Source organism: Bradyrhizobium sp. R2.2-H, assembly GCF_004346455.1.
In the GTDB taxonomy this organism is placed as follows: domain Bacteria; phylum Pseudomonadota; class Alphaproteobacteria; order Rhizobiales; family Xanthobacteraceae; genus Bradyrhizobium; species Bradyrhizobium diversitatis.
In genome coordinates, this window is record NZ_SMBR01000007.1 from 115,146 (window position 1) to 134,010 (window position 18,865).

Consider the following 18,865-nt stretch of genomic DNA (forward strand, 5'->3'; position numbering starts at 1 on the left):
ACTGCAAGGAAATGAAAAGCCGCCGCGGCTCCCCTGACCGCTCATGCCGGATTCTTCCCGATCACGCCAAGCGCGCCAGAAGATCCGTTGCGTCCAGGAGATCCGATGAGCCGGAATCTTCCTCGTGAGCCGCCAAGACCGGCTCGAGAACTGCGCGCGTCTCCGCTACACGCCCATGCACGATCAGTAGCCGGGCCAATGCGAGCGCAGCCCTCAACTCCCATGCCAACGCGCCTTGGCTCTTTGCGTAGTTGATCGACTCTCGCAGCAATGACTCTGCCTTGTCGGGCTGGGCATCCGCACTTCTCATGATTATTTGTGCCTGCGTGCGCAGTAGGCCGGGCATTGAAAACTTCTGACCCATCTTTTGTGCTGAAGAGATCGCCGTCTGGATCGTCGTTCGGGCCTCGACCAACCTTCCGCTCTGTGCCAATCCATCTGCCAGGGCCTGCGCAGCAGCGGACGTAAGCATGCGAAATTGTTCGCGGTACAGCAGTTTCAAAGCCTGGCGCAATGTTTCCACGCCGGCTGCAGGTTTTGCCGTCATCGTGAGCCACTCCCCCTTCAACGCCAGGGCAGCGGCTGCGAGCGCCTTGAGAGAGTGCTTTTCAGCCTGCACGATTGCGCGATCTATATGCTCGGCGCAGACTTCAGTGTCGCCATTCCAGAGCAGGATAGGGACAGCATGGACTACAGCCATGCAATAGTTGCTCGGCGGTGACAACCCTTCGGCCTCATGGAGAGCCGCCACGGCCAACCCGCACGCGCGCGTTGCCGTCCCTCTGAGCCAAAGCGATCGTGCCAACGCAAGCTCCGCGCGGAGGCGGTGATCATAGCCGAACAAATTGAGGTCGAGGCGGCTACTGGTGGCCTCGAGCTCAAACCCCAGTTCGCAATGGGCGATGGCATCGGCTTGATGACCGGCAAGATGCAAGGCGGCGGCAAGCATCCATTCGGAGATGACCCGATCGCTGATCGATCCGCTCCGATCCGCCACGGCTTTGCATCTCTCGGCGGCCGCCAGCCCGCCATCAAAGTCGCCAATCCTCGTCAGGAAGAGGTTGAGGCCGGCCAGAAGGCGAAGTTGTGCCAATCCTTGCTCGCCCGCTTCGTACAGATCCAGCCCACGCTGGATCGCATCTTTCACCTCCTGCGTATTGCCCCACATATGCATGGAAGCGACAGCGAACGCCTCCAGCAAGCGCGCCTCCCGGAGCGGCATCTCGCTCATATCCTGGATCGCGGTCAAGGCAAGGCGCGACCAGTGGCTGCAGTCCGCAAGCAGCCAAAGACCAAGAAACAAGGGCGCAGCATCGGCCGCCAATTCAATCCCGGTCTTGCGATTCTCCTCGCTGGAGAAACTCCACTCGAGCGCCTTTCGTACATTCCCGAGGTGTGGTGCATGGCGCCCGATCTCGGCATACGCGCCATGCTCGAGAGCAAGTGATTTGAACAAGGAAGCAAAGTAGCGAGCATGGCGACTGGCAATCGGCTCGACGTCTTCGGATTGGCTGAGCTTCGCCGCAGCATAGGCGCGCGTCGTATCGGGGAGGCGGTAAAAGACCGCTTCGTCGGTCGGTCTTACCCAGACCAGAGACTTGTCGACCAGTCTCTCCAGGGTCGAAGCGATAGCTGCCCGGTCGCTCTCTTCTTCGCCGGCGACGAAGCAGGCCGCCTCCATCGTGAACAGACCGACGAAAGCGGACAGGCGCGAAAGCGTTCGCCTTTCGTCTTCTGCGAGCAGATCGTAACTCCAGTCAAGCATCGCTTGAAGCGTTCGATGTCGAGGAGAAACATTGCGTCTGATGGGTAATGCCATCTCCGCATTTTGCGCCAGGAGGCCTGCAACGCCACGGATCCCATAACTTCCGACGCGGCTGGCGGCCAGCTCTATCGCCAGCGCAATTCCGTCAGTCCGCCGGCATATATCCGAAACGATCGGCGCATCGGCGTCGGTTAGATCTTCGGTGAATCCGCTGAACGCTGCCCTATCCATGAACAGACGCACGGCCGGCGTCGCCAAGGCTTCCTCCGCCGTCGGAACTTCCTCCACTGGGTAAGCGAGCGGACTGAGCAGATGCACCGTCTCACCCTCGACATGCAACGGCTCCCTCGAGGTGGCCAGTAAATGGACGAAGGGGGCCTCACGGAATAGCCGGTCTGCCAGGAGCGAGATCGGATCGAGGAGGTGCTCGCAACTGTCGAAGACGACCAGCATGCGCTTATCTGCAAGGAAGCTTGACAGTTCGGCGACGGGATCGGATCCCCCCAATGTGCAGCCAACCGCCGAAATCACGCTGCCAGGCACCAAGCCAGGCTCGAGCACCGCGCCAAAATCGACGAAGGCGACGTTCTCGTCGCCAAATTCGGCTCGCAACCGCGCGATCAAGGCGACCGCGACCGCCGTCTTGCCGATGCCGCCGGCGCCCACGATACTGACAAACCGTCGACTCACGAGAAGCCCGCTTATACTGAGAACGACCTCGTCGCGGCCGACGAAGAGCCCGCGATGCGACAGGAATTGACGACCCAGCCGGTCAGCCGAGTTGAAATCCGACGAGGACGCCAGGCTCGTGTGAGTCCGCTTGATTGCGGCAACGAAACTGTATCCGCGGCCTGCGACGTTGACGATGTAGCGCGCATCATTCCGGCCATCGCCCAAAGCCCGGCGAAGCGTCGACATATGTACCCTCAGGCCCGCCTCATCGGTCACAACACCCTTCCACACCGACTCGAGGAGATCACGCTTGCTGACAACTTCGCCCGCGCGATCGGTCAACGCGATCAGAATGTCCAGGCCGCGCGACCCAATTCGTACGGGATTTCCATCCTTGAGAAGCAAGCGACGCCTGCGATCGAGCTGGAAGTCGCCAAAGAGAATGATCGCATCGGAACTGATAGACGCCTGAGTACTGCTCGACATCATCCCGCTTCACCTGATGGCGCGTCTCCAACTTGAGCGGCTGGGCGCAGTTACCGGCTTCGCAAATGTATGTGCGAACCGGCCTGCCGGGTAGCGTCTTCGCGTTCCATGCTTTGGCGGCCATCACCTGCGTTCCACTATCCATCATCGCAAGCAACTGATTGAACTCGGATATTGGAAGGACCGGCTCTGTGTGAGTTAACTGAACTTCACGCCTGCGGCGGACGGTCGCAGCATTCGATTTAGCGGAATCCAACATTTCTTAAGAGGAGCTAACGCGCCTTCGGAAGCAAGTGCGGGCTAAATCCACTCGGTATCGCAAGTACAAGCGAACAGAGGAGAGCCAGGATGCGCGACGACATGCATGCGGTCCCCCCCGAACACGGTCATCACCCCGCGCTGTGCGACAAGAGACATCCGCGAGGATATCCTTTGGAGGAGCGGGCGTGGCGCAGGCCGGAACAAATTGGTGCGTCCCTGGCCCAGGACATCACCGTTTCGCGCTGGCTCGATCTCCGAACCGCGTCTCGCATCGAGGAGGCGGTCACCCCCAGTGATCACTACTTCATTGGCGTGGCGTTGAGGACGACGCGCATCAAGTTGACAGCAGAACAGCGAACAATCTTCGAGGGCATCATGCCGGAAAGCACGTTGTATGTCAGCGCTCCCTCAAAGCGGCTCGTCGCACGCTTCGATGCACCCTGCGACTTCCTGCATTTCCACGTCCCAGACTCATACTTTACAGATCGGCCGCCAATCGCGCAGCGTCGCCCAACTCAGCATCTGAATGACCTTATTCTGCTTCGCGATATGTTCGCAGGACAGCTCACCCGACCGCTGCTCGGACGCGGCGAACCGGTCGACGAGCCGTTCGCCCGCTGCATCGGACAAACGCTGGCGATGCGACTCACGCGCCTCGAATTTCCACGCACCAAGGTCGGAGCCCTGGCAAACTGGAGGCTTCGGCGCGTCCAAGACCACGTCAAACAGAATTTTCATCGATCGATAAGGCTTCCGGAACTGGCTCGAGTCGCCGGACTTTCCCGTATGCATTTTGCTGCACAGTTCCGGGCCGCGACGGGATACCGCCCCCACGAATATCTGCTGGCTCAACGGGTCGAACACGCGAAGGCGCTGCTGAACACAGAGGCGCCTTTGGTCCAAATCGCGCTCGCGGTCGGATTCTGCACTCAGGCACATTTCTCGGCCGTGTTCAAAGAAATCACCGGTGAGACCCCTGCTCATTGGCGAACGCGGGCGAGCGGCACGGCCGCTCCCGGACCCGTTTAGCGTACTTCCGTACGACAGCGGAGAGTGACCCAAATGTCGAACGGCGCCCTGCCCGCCGCCTGGCGCAATCCGGCTTGGCCGATATGCAGCGAATTCGCCATGCGATCTCGCAATAGGTTGCTCACCCGAGAAGACGCAATGCCGGCGTTCTGAACAATGATGCCTGGATCATCCTGAAAGGGCTCGGGAGCAATGACCTCCACCGCGACGAGCATTGAAACGGAGGGGCGCGTCTCGCCTTCCGGAGACGCTGCAACTGGGGCATCCGAACGTCTGGGCAGCGCGTCCACAGAGCGGGCGCGTCCGTTGCTGAGACACTTGGTGCCCGTGATATTGGCGATTACGGCGGTTTGCGGCGGGACCTATACCGGTTGGAGGTATTGGGCGCATTGGCGCTTCGAAGCCGCTACAGACGATGCCTATGTGCAGGCCGATGTCGTTTCGATCGCACCACAGGTTGCGGGGAATATCGCATCATTGTTCGTTGACGATAACCAGCATGTGAAGATCGGGCAGGTTCTGGCCGTCATCGACCAACGCGACTACGAGGCGGCTGTCGAGCAGGCAGCCGCTGGCGTCGAGCAGGCCACCGCCGGGATCGCCACCATCGAGGCCGAGATCGCTCAGCAGCGGGCCATGATCCGCCAAGCCGAGGCGACAATCGATGCGGACAAGGCGCAGGAGCTGTTTGCGAAAGAGAACAGTCAACGCTACGGCAAGCTCGCAGACGACGGCTACGGTTCGGTCCAGGACGCACAGCAGGCGGCCTCGCAGATCGATACCGCGACGGCGATCGTCGCCAAGGACCAGGCCGCGCTTGATGCCGCCAAAAAGCAGATCGAAACCCTGAATGCTCAATTGGCGCAGGCCAAGGCGACACTCAAGCGAAACGAAGCGACATTGCGGCAGGCACGGATCAATCTCGGATACACCACGATCACGTCGCCGGTTGATGGCGTCATCGGCGATCGCACGCTGCGGCTTGGCCAGTACGTTCAGCCAGGCACCCAGCTTCTCGCCATCGTTCCGCTCGCGAAGATCTACGTTGTGGCGAACTACAAGGAAACCCAACTGGCCGAGGTGCGCGCCGGGCAACCCGTCGCCCTCGACGTCGATGCGTTTCCCGGGAAACGAGTTCGCGGCCGGGTCGACAGCCTGGCGCCTGCCAGCGGACAGGAGTTCGCTCTGCTGCCGCCCGACAATGCCACCGGCAATTTCACGAAGATTGTTCAACGCATTCCGGTCAAGATCGCCGTTGACCCGAACGACCCGCTCGCCGGCATGCTGCGTCCCGGCATGTCGGTGACTGCGACAATCGACACAAGGCGCGGCGCCACTCCCCAGGGCTCACAGCGATGAGCGGCGCGATCGATGATCGGGACACCGAGCGCGCGTCACTGCGGACCTGGGTCGCCGTCTATGGCTGCATGCTCGGGGCGCTGATCGCCGTGCTGGACATCCAGATCGTCAATTCATCGCTTGCGGAAATTGAAGGAGGAATCGGCACGGGGATCGACAACGGCGCGTGGATATCGACGTCTTACCTGATCGGCGAGATCATCATGATTCCGCTGACCGACTATCTCAGTCGCGTGTTCGGCTTCCGCCGATTCCTGCTGACCAACGTGGTGCTTTTTCTGACTTTCTCGGTCAGTTGCGCCTTTGCCGACAGCCTCGGCACCATGATCGTCACCCGCGCGCTGCAGGGCTTCACGGGCGGCGTCATGATTCCGATGGCATTCACCATCCTGCTTACCAAGCTCCCTTCCGGACAACGCCCGATCGGGCTGGCGATATTCGCGGTCACAGCCACCTTCGGTCCGGCCATTGGGCCGACCATCGGGGGCTATCTCACCGAGCACTTTGGCTGGCAATACATCTTCTTCATCAATCTTATCCCCGGCTCCGTGATGCTCGCCTTGCTATTCCCGAGCCTCGACCACACGCCGATGCAGTTGCACCTTCTCAAAGAGGGCGACTGGTACGGCATAGGCTCGTTGGCGATAGGGCTTGCCTGCCTTCAGACCGTGCTCGACGAGGGCAACAAGGACGACTGGTTCGGCTCTCCCTACATCGCGCATCTCGCCATCGTCGCGGCCGTCATGTTGACGGCGTTCGCGGTCATCGAGCTGAGAAGCGACAAGCCCGCCGTGCAGCTTCGCCTGCTTGCGAATCGCAATTTTGGCCTCGGTACACTCGCCAACACACTCGTCGGATTCGGCTTGTTCGGATCGGTCTATGTGCTGCCGGCCTATCTCGATTCCGTCCAAGGCTATAATGCCGAACAGATCGGGCTTGTGCTCGCCTGGTCAGGCTTCCCTCAGCTCGTCATCATTCCCTTTGTCCCGCTCATCCTCAAGTACTTCGATGTGCGCGTGGTCGTCTGCGCCGGACTGATCGTGTTCGCAGCGAGCTGTGTCATGAATATCCATCTGAGCTTGAACGACTCCGGGCCGCAATTGATGTTGACCAACCTGGTGCGCGCGGTCGGCCAGTCGCTCCTCGTTGCCCCCTTATCGAGCATCGCGATGGCGCACATCAAGCCGGATGAATCGGCGGCGGCGTCTGGCCTGTTCAATATGCTTCGCAGTCTGGGCGGCGCTATTGGAACGGCCGCGCTGGCCACAGTCATCACGAAACGCGAGCAGTTCCACTCCAACATCATCGGGCAAGCGGTGACGTCGTTCAATCCGATCGACCAGTCTTTCCTGACCCGGATGCAACAGTACTTCTTGCCCCATGGCGTGCCAGATCCGGCGCGCTCCTATCAGCAAGCCGAGATCTTGCTCGGTGAACTTGTCAAGCAACAGGCAACAATAATGGCCTATTCAGACGCGTTCTATTCGATAGCAGTCGTCTTACTAACTGCCGTGCTTGCCGTGGCGCTCACAAGATCGCCGATGATCAAGCGGGCTCCTGCCGGATGAGAAACCCCCTCAAGCGGGATCGGCGAACCCTCCTCGACGCACAATCAAGCCAACCTCAAATCAAGCCCAATCCCATCGCATTCCGGGATCGGTTTGGGCGCCGGTGAACCTCACCAGCAGCCATCGCGACGAAGTGGCATGAACCCGCAGCGCCAGTTCCGGCCGGGAAGCGCCACGTCATGACCATCTCCGCGGCGACCAGCTCCACCCCGCCCTCCCGCCGTCTCGGCGTGATCGGCAGCATCGTCGGGGTGCTGGCACTGATCGCGGCCGTCCTGCCGCACTGGGTCGTGCCGGTGCTCTATCCGCCGCCGCCGGCCGACAAGGTGATTGTCGACACCGGCCACCGCCTGAAGGACCGCCTGATCGCGCGTGTCAAAGGCGTCGAATATCAGGCGCCGCCGCGCGAGAAGTCGACGGGAAGCCAGTTGCGAGAGGCATCCTCCATCGGCGCGATCTCGCTCGGCCTGCTCGCCATCCTGTTCTCGGTTCTGGCCCTGGTGTTTCGCGAAGAGAGGCTGCTGGCCGGCGTGGCAGCCGCACTGGGGGCCGGCGCCATCGCCGTCGAGATCTCCTTCCTGGCGATGGGCGTCTTGATGGTGATCGTGATCCTTTATGTGGTGGCGAATATCATCGGCTTGTTCTAAACGCTGGTGCAGCCGGCCTGTTCGGGCCAGCAGCGACCCACGGCCGCGGCAAGTGCAGAATTGCTACCCTGCTCAATTCTCGGTAGTTTCCGCCTCCGAAGCAGCCCACCCACCGCGACAGGACAGCGAGAGATCAAGTGGCGCCCATCCAATACATCGTCGAGGGCGGTCACCGGCTCTCGGGCTCGATCGAGCCGTCCGGCAACAAGAACTCGGCGCTACCCATCATCGCCGCCGCGCTGCTGACCGAGCATCCGGTGACGCTCCACAACGTGCCGCGGATCCGCGACACCGAGACGCTGGTCGAGTTGATCCGCTCGGTCGGCGCGTCGGCGGAATGGACCGACCGCAATACGCTGGTGATTCACGCCAAGAGCATCCGCGCCGCCGATCTCGACCCCGAGCTCTGCGTGCGCATTCGCGCCTCGATCCTGCTCGCGGGACCCCTGCTCGCCCGCTGCGGCGAGGTGATGCTGCCGCCGCCGGGCGGCGACGTCATCGGCCGCCGCCGGCTCGACACCCATGTGCTGGCGCTGGAGCAGCTGGGGGCAAAGGTCACCGCGACCGACCGGCTGGAATTCCGCGCGCCAAAGCTCGCCGGAGCGGATGTGTTCCTGGACGAGCCCAGCGTCACCGCGACCGAGAATGCGCTGGTCGCGGCGGTCGCCGCCGACGGCGTCACCTATTTGCGCAACGCGGCCTCCGAGCCGCATGTGCAGGACCTCGCCAATTTCCTGGTCGCGCTCGGCGCCAGGATCGAAGGCATCGGCACCAACACCATGACCGTGTATGGGCCGGCGACGCTGGGGGAAACGACTTACCGGATCCAGCCCGACCACATCGAGGTCGGCTCGCTGATCGGCCTTGCCGCGGTGACGCGCTCGCCGCTGCGCATCACGCGCGCCGGCATCGAGCATCTGCGCTCGATCCGCATGGGTTTCGAGCGGCTCGGCATCGTCTGCCGCGTCGAAGGCGACGATCTCATCGTGCCCTCGAACCAGACCCTGAAGATCCAGGACGATTTCGGCGGCCATGTGCCCAAGCTGGAGGACCAGCCCTGGCCGGCGTTCCCGGCCGACCTGATGTCGATCGCGATCGTCACCGCCACGCAATGCGAGGGCGTGATCCTGATGTTCGAGAAGATGTTCGAATCCAGGATGTTCTTCGTCGACAAGCTGATCGCGATGGGCGCCCGCATCGTATTGTGCGACCCGCACCGCGCCATCATCGCAGGTCCCAGCCGCCTGCACGGCGCGACGATGACGTCGCCGGACATTCGCGCCGGCATGGCGATGCTGCTCGCCGCGGTGTGCGCCGAGGGCACCTCGACCATCAACAACGCCGATCAGATCGAGCGCGGCTATGAGCGCATCGAGGAACGGCTGAACGCGCTTGGGGCGAAGATCAAGCGCGTGCCGGCGCGGAGCTAGGCCGCACTATTTCGGCGGGTTCGCGTCGAGAGCCTGTTTGCAGGTCGCGGACAGGCTCGCGTAATTGTCGCCGAGGCATTTGCGGATGCGGCCTCCCCCGGGCATGGTGCCGGCGCAGAACCGTGAATAGTCGGCCTTGCAGGCCTGCTTTGCCTCACTCCGCGCATCCCCTGCGGAGGCCTGGGACAGGAACAGCACGAGAAGTGCGATCAGGCTCGCAGCGGCGAGACCCGCCCTGACATAAACGGCCGACCGCCGCGAGAAGCTCACCACCGGTCCGCTTGCCGGCCGACCAAATCGTTGCACCATATCATCTCCACCAATTCGCAGACATCGATGTAGGTGATACGTCTGGACGGGCCGAATCCCTCGTTCACTCTGCGCGGCTCAGCGAAAATAGCCGCCGACGAGTTGGCGGCGTCCTTTCGGTGAAATTCGCTCCAGCATCTCGACGAACGTCGCGACGACGACGTCGCCGATCTTCACGCGCTTGTCGCGGGCATCCTTGACGGCAGCCTCCAGCTCGGCCTTGTCCAGGTTCGTCTGTGCCGCGGCCTTCATGGCCTTCACCAGCGCGTGCCGGTACTCGGTCTGGAGAGGCAGCAGCTCGGCCTCCTTGCCCTGATAGATACTCCACAGGACCTCTGCGTCTTCCTTGGGCAATCTCTCCGCCACACGCTCGATCATCCGGAGCGGCAGACCCTCGCCCGGCACGAGACCGCCGGGCCGCAGCCATTGCACGGAGACATAAGTGAACAGGATGACGTTGAGGCAGAGCGACACCAGCACGAGCGCTCGCAGAGTAGACGATTCTCGCCAGAACTTCATTTCCCCGATCCAAAACCGATTGCGTAGACGTCGAAGACACCGCTCATGACGGACAAGGGGTCCGACGACGGATGGACATAGGGAATCGTCCCCGCCAGCCACACGCCCACCATCACGGAGCAGGCGAGGCTTGCGGCGGGAACGAGAGCCGGCCAGCGCAGCAGGCGGCGATGCCATGGCGGCCGATGCTGCTGCGGCAGCGCGGCCAGCCTTTGCAGCACGAGCAAGCTTGAACGATCCGCTCTTTCGGTCTCGATCTCCGGGGCGACCGCAAGGAGGCCGTCGAGGCGCGCCTGCTGATCCAGGACGGAAGCTCCTTCCGCACTCGCCGCAAGTCGCCGCGCGGCCTCACGCGTTGCCGCAGGCCAGCGCTCGACATCGCCTCCCCACGTCTCGGCCAATCGTCTGAACTGATCGGGCGTCATGCGTAGCTCCCCGTGTCCTGTATTTTCTGAACATTTGCCTTGAGCGCCGTGCGGGCGCGGCCCAGCAGCGATTCGAACGCCTTGGCGCTGAGGTTCATCGCCTTCGCCGCCTCCTCGCCGCTCAATCCCTCCATGTGGAAGAGCGCGATCGCGCCGCGCTGGCGGTCCGACAATGCGAGCATTGCGCGGTTGAGAAGGCGGAATTCCTCATCGGCGATCAGCCGCTCGACCGCGTGCGGCCCCGTATCGGGCACATCACCAGCCGCATCGAGCGGCTGGAACGTACGGCGCCTCGTGCGGTCGAACGTCAGATTGAGGACGATGCGGTAGAGCCAGGTCGTGAATTTCGCAACCTGCGGATCGAACGAAGCCGCGTGAGTCCAGACGCGCATGAACGCCTCCTGGCCGATGTCATCGGCCTCGACTGGATCGCGGACGATCCGCTCGGCGACCCGCAGCGCCCGCGGCATGTGACGCCGCATGAGAATACGAAACGCATGCTGCCGCCGCGCCGAAACCTCCGCCATCAAGGCCTCGTCCGATGGCTCTTCCGTCATCTCGATCTGTTGCCCTGGCCTGCGGCCATCGTTGCTGCGGAGTGCGAGCCGGTCCCGGCCGGGAGAGATATGCCGCATTGCCGGGACGCACCGCCGCTTCAATTGAGGCACCTGCGGCAACAAGCCGCGATCGCCCCGGTCAAAATCGCCAATACACGCCGGCTCGAACGGTATGCGTATCGAGCCTGGATTCGCGCTCACCGAAAGCGGTCGCCCCGACCGTCTGTGCTCCGAGCGTCTTTGATCCGTAATTGTCATAGAGATATTCGAGCCGCAGCGACGCCGGCCGGGCGAAGCGGAATTCCGCGCCCGCTCCGATCGACCAGCCGATTCGGGTGTCGCTCCAGTTCGCAACAGTGCCGCTCGCATTGTCGAACGCCTTGCTCTCCACGCCTGCGATCGCAAGGCCGCCGCTGGCGAACAGCAGCGTCCGGTCGAAAGCGTAGCCGATGCGCCCGCGCAGATGGCTATTCCAGTTGACGGCGGATTGAAGCTGCGTGACGGCGGGGGTCGGCGCAAAGCCGGTATCGATGGTCGCGCGCGCATCGACGAAATTCACATCGCCCTCGATGCCGGCGACGATCCGGCCCCATTGCGCCGCGAAGCCGGCCGTGGCGCCTGCCGTGGCTCCCTTGGGATCGACGAAGTGAAATTCACCGGTGGTGGGAAATGAGACCTCGGAGCGGCCCGACAGATAGCCGGCCTGGACGCCGAAATAGGGCTCGGCCCAGCTCAAGAGAGCCGCCGACGCGGCCTGGGCTTGCGGCGGGGGTGAGACAGGCAGCCTCAGATCGGCCGCCGCGACGTGGCCAGCACTCATGGCAGAACCGATGCTCACTGCGGCGAGCCTCAGTCCAAATCGCGCTATCATGCTCAAATTCCCAATCCGAGACCGGCGGAAGTTCGCCGCACATGACGAATACGGCGCAAGCCACACTTTCCTTCGCTCAGCGCGCGCTTTTTTCCGGCGGGACCCCGACCGCATCGTTTCTTTGCCGTTACTTCGCCAATCGGGGCTGCTATGCCCCTGCCATGACCGATCTTGTGGATACCAAACAGCCGTACCGAGCACGCTCGGATGCGCCGCCAAGCCATCTCGCGCAAGAATTCGTCGAGACGCTGCGCCTCGCTGTGCCGTTGATGCTGACGCAGCTCGGGCAGATCGCGATGATCACCACCGATCTCGCGATGATCGGGCGGCTCGGCGAGGATGCGGTGGCTGCGGCGGCGCTGGCCCATACGGTCTATTTCGTCAGCTTCACTTTCGGGCTCGGATTGACGTCCGCCGTGTCGCCGCTGGTGGCGCAGGCGTTCGGCGCCGGCGATGTCAGGCTGATCCGCCGCTCCTTGCGCGTCGGACTTTGGGTCGCGCTGCTGATCTCGCTGCCGATGATGGCCTCGCCGCTCTATGGCGAGCAGATCCTGCTCGCGCTCGGACAGGCCCCGCATTCGGCCAGCCTCGCCCAGCACTACCTGAATGGACTTGCCTGGGGCATTGCACCGGCGCTCGGCTTCATCGCCCTGCGTGGCATGATGAGCGCGGTGAACCGGCCGCAGGCGCCATTGTGGATCACGGTGGCGGCGATCCCGGTCAATGCCGTCCTCGTCTACGTCCTGATCCACGGCCTGTTCGGCCTGCCGGAGCTCGGCCTGTTCGGCGCAGGGCTGGCGACCACGCTGGTCAACCTCGGCACCTTCATCGCCGCGCTCGCGATTGCCGCATGGCGCAAGCCGTTCGCGGACTATCATCCGCTCGCGCATCTCTGGCGGATCGACTGGCCGTTGATGCGCCAGCTAATCGCGGTCGGCGCGCCGATCTCGTTTGCGCTGCTGCTGGAATATGGCCTGTTCTCCTCGGCGGCACTGTTGATGGGACTGATCTCGACCGCCGCCATTGCTGCGCACCAGATTGCGCTCCAGGTGACGGCCGTGCTGTTCATGGTGCCGCTCGGCATCGGCATGGCGGCGACGGTGCGGGTCGGCCATGCCTTCGGCCGCGGCGATGCCGCGGCCGTGAAGCGTGCAGGGCTCGCCGCGGCCGTGCTCGGCGTCGCGCTGGTGTCGGCGCTGACGATCGCCATCATCATCGGGCGCTACCAGCTTGGCCGTCTGTTCTTCGGCGGCGGCAGCGAAAGCGCCGCCACCATCGAACTGACCGCGACACTGCTGGTGGTCGGCGCCACCTTCTTCATCGCCGACGGCCTCCAGACCATCATGGGCGGCGCGCTGCGCGGCATCAACGACACCAGGATGACGCTGCTGTTCGCGGCGATCGGCTATTGGGGCGTCGCCTTTCCGATCGGCTGGATGCTGGCGTTCCACACAGGGCTGGGCGCGGTCGGGGTCTGGATCGGATTCTCGATCGGCACGTTCGTCTATGCCGGGCTGCTGATCTTGCGCTTCCGGATGCTGACGCGCAGATTGGCGGGATGATCGGGATGGTCCGCGAAGTCACGCCGGAGGTCGACGCCAGTGCAGTGCTGGCCGGCGCCCAGTTCATCGACGCGTTTCGCGTGGAAGTCGGCGCGACGGCTGTAAATGCCCGCGAGGCCTGCACCAGGATGGTGCTGGATGGGCCGCGCTGGGTCGACGCGCTGCTGCGCCTGCGCAACATTCTGGTGAAGCCATTCGGGCTGAAGACATCGGGCGAGGGCGCGCCGGCGCCCGGCGGCATGATCGGTCTGTTTCCGGTGTTGAGTGAAACTCCCGAGCGGCTGGTCGCGGGCTTCGACGATTCTCACCTCGACTTCCGCATCGTGGTCGACGTGGAGGGCAATGCCGCGAGCCGTCGGGTGACCTCGACGACGCTGGTGCGGACACATAACCTGCTCGGAAGGACCTATCTCACCCTCATCATGCCCTTCCACAAGCTCGTGGTCCGCAGCATGATGGGACGGATCGTGGAGCCGGCGCGATGACCTTGTCAGTCGATCTCTTCTTCTCCTTCCGCAGCCCCTACAGCTATCTGGCGCTGCCCAAGACGCTGAAACTCGTCGAAGACTATGATCTCGCGGTGAACCTGCGTCCGGTCTATCCGCTCGCCGTGCGCGTGCCCGGCTTCTTCAAGAAGGCCAACCCGCAGTTCGCGCGCTACGTTGTCCGAGATTCCACCCGCGTGGCGGAATACGAGGGCATTCCGTTCCGCTTTCCCCGCCCCGACCCGATCGTGCAGGACATGACGACGCTGGAGGTCGCGGCCGAGCAGCCCTACATCCATCGCCTGACCCGTCTGGGCGCCATGGCGCAGTTCGAGGGACGCTCGCTCGTGTTCACCTCTGCGATCGCGCCCGTGCTATGGGACGGCTCGGTGGCAAGATGGAACGAAGGCGATCACCTCGCACGCGCCGCCGCAGCGGCCGGCTTCGATCTCGCGGCGATGGATGCCGCCATCACCGCCGACCCGGACCGCTACGAGCGGGTGATTGCGGAGAACGAGAAGGACCATGCGGCCTCCGGCCATTGGGGCGTGCCAACCTTCGTGTTCGAGAACGAGCCGTTCTTCGGCCAGGACCGCATCGATCTCCTCATCTGGCGCATGCAGGGCAAGGGCCTGACCAAGCGGTAGCTTACTCCGCCACCCGCGCGGACTTGCCGGCCGCCGCCTCCGACCATTCGCCGACGACGCGGTCGAGGTCGCACAGATTCTGATGCATCTGCTCAAGGGAGAAACCGAGCGCGAAGAAGCGCTCGGCGGTGTCGCCGGGCTGGCCGCGAATCAGGCCATCCTGGCGGACAGACGCGACCGCCTCGGCGTAATGCTGGAGCGCGACGTGGACGGGATGGATTGGCGGCGCGCCGGCGCCTTCACGCAAGGCGCTGGCAGCCGAACGCAGGAAGCGCGCGATCACGGTCGAGACTTCCGCCAGCGGGCCTGCGAGCCGCGTCTGCACGTCGGCCGGCAGCGGCACCACGGTGGCCCGGCCGATCATCACGACGTCATGGCGCAGCCGCAGGATGGTCCGCAGCAAGGGGCCCGTGTCCGGGCCGCTCGACAGGCGCGCGGCGCGCTCGCGCTCGGCCTCGGAGCCGATCGCGTTGAGGCTGACCATGGCGGTGCCGATGCCGTCCTGGATCCGGTGCAGCGCATCGTTGTCGCGGCCGCGCGTGAGGCCGGCGAGCAGCTCGGTGAAGGCATCCGCGATCAATTCGAGCAGAACCGCCGCGCTGGCGCGAATCTGCCGCACCGCGCGCGAGGGCAGCACCAGGAACGAGACCAGCAGCCCCGTGACGGCGCCGACCGCAACCTCGCTGACCCGGTCGATCGCCGAGGTCATGGGATCGGCATGATGCAGGGTCGGGACCAGGAGCACGATCACCGCGGTGACCGTAGCCGCGCTGAGGCTCGGATTGATCGCGGCGATGAAGGCGAGCGGGGCGACGGAGAGCACCAGAAGCCCCAGCAGACCGGCTTCGCTGGAGTAAGGGATCAGGATCGCGATGGCGCCGCCATAGACGGCGCCGCCGATGGTGCCCAGCATGTAGTCGCGCGTCGCCTTCAGCGAACGGCCGACACTCATCTGGGTCACGATCAGGGAGGTCAGCACCGCCCAGAGCGGCAGCAACAGATGCAGCGCGGTGGCGATCGCATAGGCCGCAGCCGCGGCCACCGTGACCCGGATCGCCAGCCCCAATTGCGTCCGCCGCGACCTGATATGGTCGAACAGCTCATTTTTGAGTGCCATCGAAGTCCCGGTCCGATCCTGGAAGCCAAGCAAAAGCATGGCTGATGCCCGCAGCCCCAAGGCCGCTTGAAAGGCCAAATCAGCCCGCCTAACTTGCGCGCCAAAACGAGGAAACACGATGGCCCACGAAACCGCAACGCTCGCCGCCTATGTCTTCAACCTGAAATACCGGGATATTCCAGCGGAGGTGCTGGATCGCGCAAAAGTGCTGACGCTGGACTTCCTCGGCAGCGCGATCCGGGCGCGACGCGAGGCCGAATCGACCCCGTCGATGCTGAAAATGCTGGAGGCGCTGGCGCTCGACACCAAGGGCGAATCCACCGTGTTCGGCGATACCAAGACCTGGACGCCGGCGGTCGCAGCGCTGCTCAACGGCGCGCTCGGCCATTCCCTCGACTTCGACGACACCCACGCCGATTCCTCGCTGCATCCGAGCGCACCGGTGGTTCCTGCCGCCTTCGCCGTCGGCGAGATGGTCGGCGCGTCCGGCCGTGACGTGCTGACCGCGATCGTCGCGGGTTATGAGGTCTGCTGCCGGCTCGGCAACGCGCTCGACCCGACCTCGCATTATGCGCGCGGCTTCCACCCGACAGCGACCGCCGGCACCTATGGTGCGGCCGCCGCGGCCGGCAAGCTGTTCGGCCTCAGCGAGAAGCAGCTCATCGCTGCCTTCGGCGTCTCCGGCAGCCAGGCCGCGGGCTCGCTGCAATTTCTGGTCAACGGCGCCTGGAACAAGCGTTACCAGGTCGGCGCCGCCGCGATGAACGGCGTGATCGCCGCGACGCTGGCGCGCAACGATTTCGTCGGCGCGACGGAATCGGTCGAGGGCAAGCACGGCCTGCTCGCCGGCTACACCGACGACGCACATCCGGACAAGGCGGTCGCCGAACTCGGCAAGACCTACGAGACCATGAAGATCGGCGTGAAGCCCTATCCGAGCTGCCGCTACACCCATGCCGCGATCGACGCGCTGATCGCGATGCGGCGCGAGCACAATCTGACGCCGGACCAGGTCAAGCGCGTCGAGATCGGCCTGCACCGCAACGGCATCACGCTGACCGGGGATGCAGCGACCAAGCGCCACCCGCGCTCGATCGTCGGCGGCCAGTTCTCGATGTTCTTCACCGGCGCGCTCGCGCTCGACCAAGGCTCGTTCGGCTGGGACGATTACAACCGCCTGGGCGATGCCGCGATCGACGCGCTGGCCGACAGGTTCGACGTGGTGCAGGACGATCGGCTGGAGGGCCGCACTCATCCGTTCGGCGCCCGCGTCAGCATCACGACGGATGATGGCGTGCACGAGCGGCTCTATGCCGATCCCTCCGGCGAGCCGAATTCGTTTCCGGACACGCAGGCGATGCAGCAGAAGTTCCTGACACTCGCCCGCCCCGTGCTGAACGCACGCGCGGAGAAGTTTGCGGACGCGATCATGACGCTGGAGCGGTTCGATCGCGTCGCCAAGGCGACGGAATTGGGAAGGTAGTGGATCTCTTCGCCTCTCCCCGCTTGCGGGGAGAGGCCGGAATCCAAGCGCAGCTTGGATTCCGGGTGAGGGGGAGTCTCCACGAATCCAACTCTCACCTTCCTTGCGGAGACTCCCCCTCACCCCAACCCTCTCCCCGCAAGCGGGGAGAGGGAGAAGAGATGGCGCGCGTGGCCGCCACCACATCGCGCACGAGATCGAACACGCCGTCCGCTTCCGGCGGCGCATTCGGCGAGCGTCCCATGCGCACGATCACCAGCTTCTCCGACGGGATCACGATGGTGTATTGCCCGATCGTGCCCTTGGCGAAGAAGGCATCGCGCGGCCAGCCGTGCTCCACGCGAAACTTCGCGCCAAAACTGTCGCCCTGGTTGGTCCAGAAGCCGGCGCCGATGCCGACCCACGCGTTCGGCGTGGGCGTGGCCGTGTAGCTCACCCAGCCCTCAGGAAGGATGCGCTTGCTGCCGGCGACGCCGTCATTGAGATAGAGCTGGCCGAAGCGCGCCCAGTCGCGTGCGGGGGCCAGCATCTCGCTCGACCCTTCGATCGTGCCCGAGCCGTCGAGCTGGAGCACGACATGGCGCATGCCGAGCGGCGCGAACAATTCGTGGCGCGCGAAGCGGAGTGCGTCAGCGGGATTGCCGCCGGCGGCCACGCGGATCAGATGCGAGAGAATGAGGATGTTGCCGTCGTGATAGTTCCACGCCGTGCCAAGTGCGGTCTCGAGCGGGATGGTCTCGGCATAGGCGGCCATGTCGGTCTCCACGAATTTCATCCGGTTGACCGGCTCGAACGCCGAGCCGAGCGAGGCTTGCAGCGAGCTGCCGAGTGCAAGGCCCGCGGTGTGGCGCAGCAGCTGATCGACGGTGATGGCATGGCGCGGATCATCCGGATCTTTCCAGGCCGCGACCGGCGCGGGGCCATCGAGCTTCAGCTTGCCCTGGCGCACCAGCACGCCGATCAAGGCCGAGATCACCGACTTCGTCATAGAGAAGCCGAGCAGCGGCGTCTCAGGTCCAATGCCGTCGGCGTAGCGCTCGGCGATGACACGCCCGGCCTTCATCACGACGATGGCGCGGGTGCGGCGGTGGGGCGGCTGCGAGGGCTCGGTGAAGGCACGGTCGAGCGCGGCGGCAAGTGAGGGGCTTTGCGGCGGCACGATCGCGGGGCCGGCGATCTCGGGCAGCAATGCCGGCTGCCTGTCACCTGCGGGCGGCTCGACGGCGGCAACGCCAGCGCCGTGCTCGAGCGTGCAGCCGAGGCCCTCGCGATAGACCGCGTGGCTGCGGCCGAGACCGAACAGCGTCACCGTGACATCCTTGCGCGCGCGATCGATCTGGTAATCCATCGCCCAGCTGATCAAGCCGGTACCCGGCATCGCGTCAATGGTCTCCGCGAAGGTGCGCCTGGGATCGAGGCCGGAGACGAACGTCTCGGAGCACAGGATGTCGGCCACGAAGCCGGTTGCGACCTTCGGCACGTCGCGAGCGCGGGCTGCGCCGAGCGCGAGGCCGGCATAGGCCATGGTGGTGGCAAGGAGGATGATTTTGCGGCGGCGGGTCACGGGCTTTCTTTCTCAGGCTGGGGCGTATGCCGAGGAGGAAGCCGGAGCCGGCGGAGGTGCGCTCGCCGGATCTGGAAAATGACCTTGTCGAAACCGGACCAGCCTCGCC

17 protein-coding genes are annotated in these 18,865 nt (G+C 64.3%); 9 read left to right on the top strand and 8 right to left on the bottom strand.

The features are described 5' to 3' along the window. Positions 1-61: 61 nt before the first annotated feature. Positions 62-2,926 carry an ATP-binding protein gene (locus EDE08_RS19285; RefSeq protein ID WP_165936039.1) on the bottom strand — a complete coding sequence of 955 codons (2,865 nt, stop codon included), beginning with the start codon at positions 2,924-2,926 and terminating at the stop codon, positions 62-64. 345 nt (positions 2,927-3,271) lie between these two features. Here EDE08_RS19285 and EDE08_RS19290 point away from each other — a divergent pair, with 345 nt between their 5' ends. From EDE08_RS19290 to murA, 5 genes are all read left to right on the top strand, one after another. Then, positions 3,272-4,213: an AraC family transcriptional regulator gene (locus EDE08_RS19290; RefSeq protein WP_165936040.1), complete on the top strand. Its 942-nt coding sequence runs from the start codon at positions 3,272-3,274 to the stop codon at positions 4,211-4,213. A 192-nt stretch (positions 4,214-4,405) separates the two neighbouring features. Then, a complete protein-coding gene (locus EDE08_RS19295) occupies positions 4,406-5,572 on the top strand; it encodes an HlyD family secretion protein (RefSeq protein WP_131870376.1) in 1,167 nt (388 codons plus the stop codon). Next, a complete protein-coding gene (locus tag EDE08_RS19300; RefSeq protein WP_131870378.1) occupies positions 5,569-7,140 on the top strand; it encodes an MDR family MFS transporter in 1,572 nt (523 codons plus the stop codon). The genes EDE08_RS19295 and EDE08_RS19300 overlap by 4 nt, the downstream gene beginning before the upstream one ends. Positions 7,141-7,319: 179 nt before the next feature. Further along, positions 7,320-7,787: an inner membrane protein YidI gene (gene yidI / locus EDE08_RS19305; RefSeq protein WP_131870379.1), complete on the top strand. Its 468-nt coding sequence runs from the start codon at positions 7,320-7,322 to the stop codon at positions 7,785-7,787. Positions 7,788-7,924: 137 nt separating this feature from the next. Continuing rightward, on the top strand, positions 7,925-9,217 hold the full coding sequence (gene murA / locus EDE08_RS19310; protein WP_131870381.1) for a UDP-N-acetylglucosamine 1-carboxyvinyltransferase: 1,293 nt from the start codon (positions 7,925-7,927) through the stop codon (positions 9,215-9,217). Between the two features lie 6 nt (positions 9,218-9,223). Here the strand turns inward: murA and EDE08_RS19315 are convergent, their stop codons facing one another. The 5 genes from EDE08_RS19315 to EDE08_RS19335 form a co-directional block, all read right to left on the bottom strand. Next, positions 9,224-9,526 carry a hypothetical protein gene (locus EDE08_RS19315; RefSeq protein WP_131870383.1) on the bottom strand — a complete coding sequence of 101 codons (303 nt, stop codon included), beginning with the start codon at positions 9,524-9,526 and terminating at the stop codon, positions 9,224-9,226. A 78-nt stretch (positions 9,527-9,604) separates the two neighbouring features. Next, positions 9,605-10,045, bottom strand: coding sequence for a periplasmic heavy metal sensor (locus EDE08_RS19320; RefSeq protein WP_131870385.1), 441 nt, complete (start codon positions 10,043-10,045; stop codon positions 9,605-9,607). Next, positions 10,042-10,470 carry a hypothetical protein gene (locus EDE08_RS19325; RefSeq protein ID WP_131870387.1) on the bottom strand — a complete coding sequence of 143 codons (429 nt, stop codon included), beginning with the start codon at positions 10,468-10,470 and terminating at the stop codon, positions 10,042-10,044. The genes EDE08_RS19320 and EDE08_RS19325 overlap by 4 nt, the downstream gene beginning before the upstream one ends. After that, positions 10,467-10,997, bottom strand: coding sequence for an RNA polymerase sigma factor (locus tag EDE08_RS39665; RefSeq protein ID WP_245524826.1), 531 nt, complete (start codon positions 10,995-10,997; stop codon positions 10,467-10,469). The genes EDE08_RS19325 and EDE08_RS39665 overlap by 4 nt, the downstream gene beginning before the upstream one ends. A 169-nt stretch (positions 10,998-11,166) precedes the next feature. Further along, entirely contained in the window at positions 11,167-11,898 is a 732-nt protein-coding gene (locus tag EDE08_RS19335; RefSeq protein ID WP_165936041.1) for an outer membrane protein, read from the bottom strand. Positions 11,899-12,059: 161 nt separating this feature from the next. Between EDE08_RS19335 and EDE08_RS19340 the strand changes: the two genes are divergently transcribed. From EDE08_RS19340 to EDE08_RS19350, 3 genes are read left to right on the top strand one after another with little or no spacing between them, the layout of a single operon-like run. Beyond that, on the top strand, positions 12,060-13,460 hold the full coding sequence (locus EDE08_RS19340) for an MATE family efflux transporter (protein WP_131870392.1): 1,401 nt from the start codon (positions 12,060-12,062) through the stop codon (positions 13,458-13,460). After that, positions 13,457-13,945, top strand: a complete 489-nt coding sequence (locus tag EDE08_RS19345; protein ID WP_131870394.1) for a DUF2867 domain-containing protein — start codon at positions 13,457-13,459, stop codon at positions 13,943-13,945. The genes EDE08_RS19340 and EDE08_RS19345 overlap by 4 nt, the downstream gene beginning before the upstream one ends. Continuing rightward, a complete protein-coding gene (locus EDE08_RS19350; protein WP_131870395.1) occupies positions 13,942-14,592 on the top strand; it encodes a 2-hydroxychromene-2-carboxylate isomerase in 651 nt (216 codons plus the stop codon). The genes EDE08_RS19345 and EDE08_RS19350 overlap by 4 nt, the downstream gene beginning before the upstream one ends. 1 nt (position 14,593) lies before the next feature. Here EDE08_RS19350 and EDE08_RS19355 read toward each other — a convergent pair whose 3' ends face one another. Continuing rightward, positions 14,594-15,709, bottom strand: coding sequence for an FUSC family protein (locus EDE08_RS19355; RefSeq protein WP_131870397.1), 1,116 nt, complete (start codon positions 15,707-15,709; stop codon positions 14,594-14,596). Positions 15,710-15,827: 118 nt separating this feature from the next. Between EDE08_RS19355 and EDE08_RS19360 the strand changes: the two genes are divergently transcribed. After that, positions 15,828-17,192 (top strand): MmgE/PrpD family protein, encoded by a 1,365-nt coding sequence (locus EDE08_RS19360; RefSeq protein WP_131870398.1) that lies wholly within the window; start codon positions 15,828-15,830, stop codon positions 17,190-17,192. A gap of 94 nt (positions 17,193-17,286) precedes the next feature. Here EDE08_RS19360 and EDE08_RS19365 read toward each other — a convergent pair whose 3' ends face one another. Next, the gene (locus tag EDE08_RS19365) at positions 17,287-18,756 is read right to left on the bottom strand and encodes a serine hydrolase domain-containing protein (protein WP_131870400.1); all 1,470 of its coding nucleotides are present in this window, start codon (positions 18,754-18,756) and stop codon (positions 17,287-17,289) included. Positions 18,757-18,865: the final 109 nt, after the last annotated feature.

What these genes read in the sequence shown, in the direction of transcription:
- EDE08_RS19285 (WP_165936039.1), bottom strand. Translation starts at nt 2,926, where the DNA reads ATGATGTCGAGCAGTACTCAGGCGTCTATCAGTTCCGATGCGATCATT.
- EDE08_RS19300 (WP_131870378.1), top strand. Translation starts at nt 5,569, where the DNA reads ATGAGCGGCGCGATCGATGATCGGGACACCGAGCGCGCGTCACTGCGG.
- EDE08_RS39665 (WP_245524826.1), bottom strand. Translation starts at nt 10,997, where the DNA reads ATGGCGGAGGTTTCGGCGCGGCGGCAGCATGCGTTTCGTATTCTCATG.
- EDE08_RS19295 (WP_131870376.1), top strand. Translation starts at nt 4,406, where the DNA reads ATGACCTCCACCGCGACGAGCATTGAAACGGAGGGGCGCGTCTCGCCT.
- EDE08_RS19350 (WP_131870395.1), top strand. Translation starts at nt 13,942, where the DNA reads ATGACCTTGTCAGTCGATCTCTTCTTCTCCTTCCGCAGCCCCTACAGC.
- EDE08_RS19335 (WP_165936041.1), bottom strand. Translation starts at nt 11,898, where the DNA reads ATGATAGCGCGATTTGGACTGAGGCTCGCCGCAGTGAGCATCGGTTCT.
- EDE08_RS19325 (WP_131870387.1), bottom strand. Translation starts at nt 10,470, where the DNA reads ATGACGCCCGATCAGTTCAGACGATTGGCCGAGACGTGGGGAGGCGAT.
- EDE08_RS19340 (WP_131870392.1), top strand. Translation starts at nt 12,060, where the DNA reads ATGACCGATCTTGTGGATACCAAACAGCCGTACCGAGCACGCTCGGAT.
- EDE08_RS19345 (WP_131870394.1), top strand. Translation starts at nt 13,457, where the DNA reads ATGATCGGGATGGTCCGCGAAGTCACGCCGGAGGTCGACGCCAGTGCA.
- EDE08_RS19315 (WP_131870383.1), bottom strand. Translation starts at nt 9,526, where the DNA reads ATGGTGCAACGATTTGGTCGGCCGGCAAGCGGACCGGTGGTGAGCTTC.
- EDE08_RS19355 (WP_131870397.1), bottom strand. Translation starts at nt 15,709, where the DNA reads ATGGCACTCAAAAATGAGCTGTTCGACCATATCAGGTCGCGGCGGACG.
- EDE08_RS19360 (WP_131870398.1), top strand. Translation starts at nt 15,828, where the DNA reads ATGGCCCACGAAACCGCAACGCTCGCCGCCTATGTCTTCAACCTGAAA.
- EDE08_RS19320 (WP_131870385.1), bottom strand. Translation starts at nt 10,045, where the DNA reads ATGAAGTTCTGGCGAGAATCGTCTACTCTGCGAGCGCTCGTGCTGGTG.
- yidI (WP_131870379.1), top strand. Translation starts at nt 7,320, where the DNA reads ATGACCATCTCCGCGGCGACCAGCTCCACCCCGCCCTCCCGCCGTCTC.
- EDE08_RS19290 (WP_165936040.1), top strand. Translation starts at nt 3,272, where the DNA reads ATGCGCGACGACATGCATGCGGTCCCCCCCGAACACGGTCATCACCCC.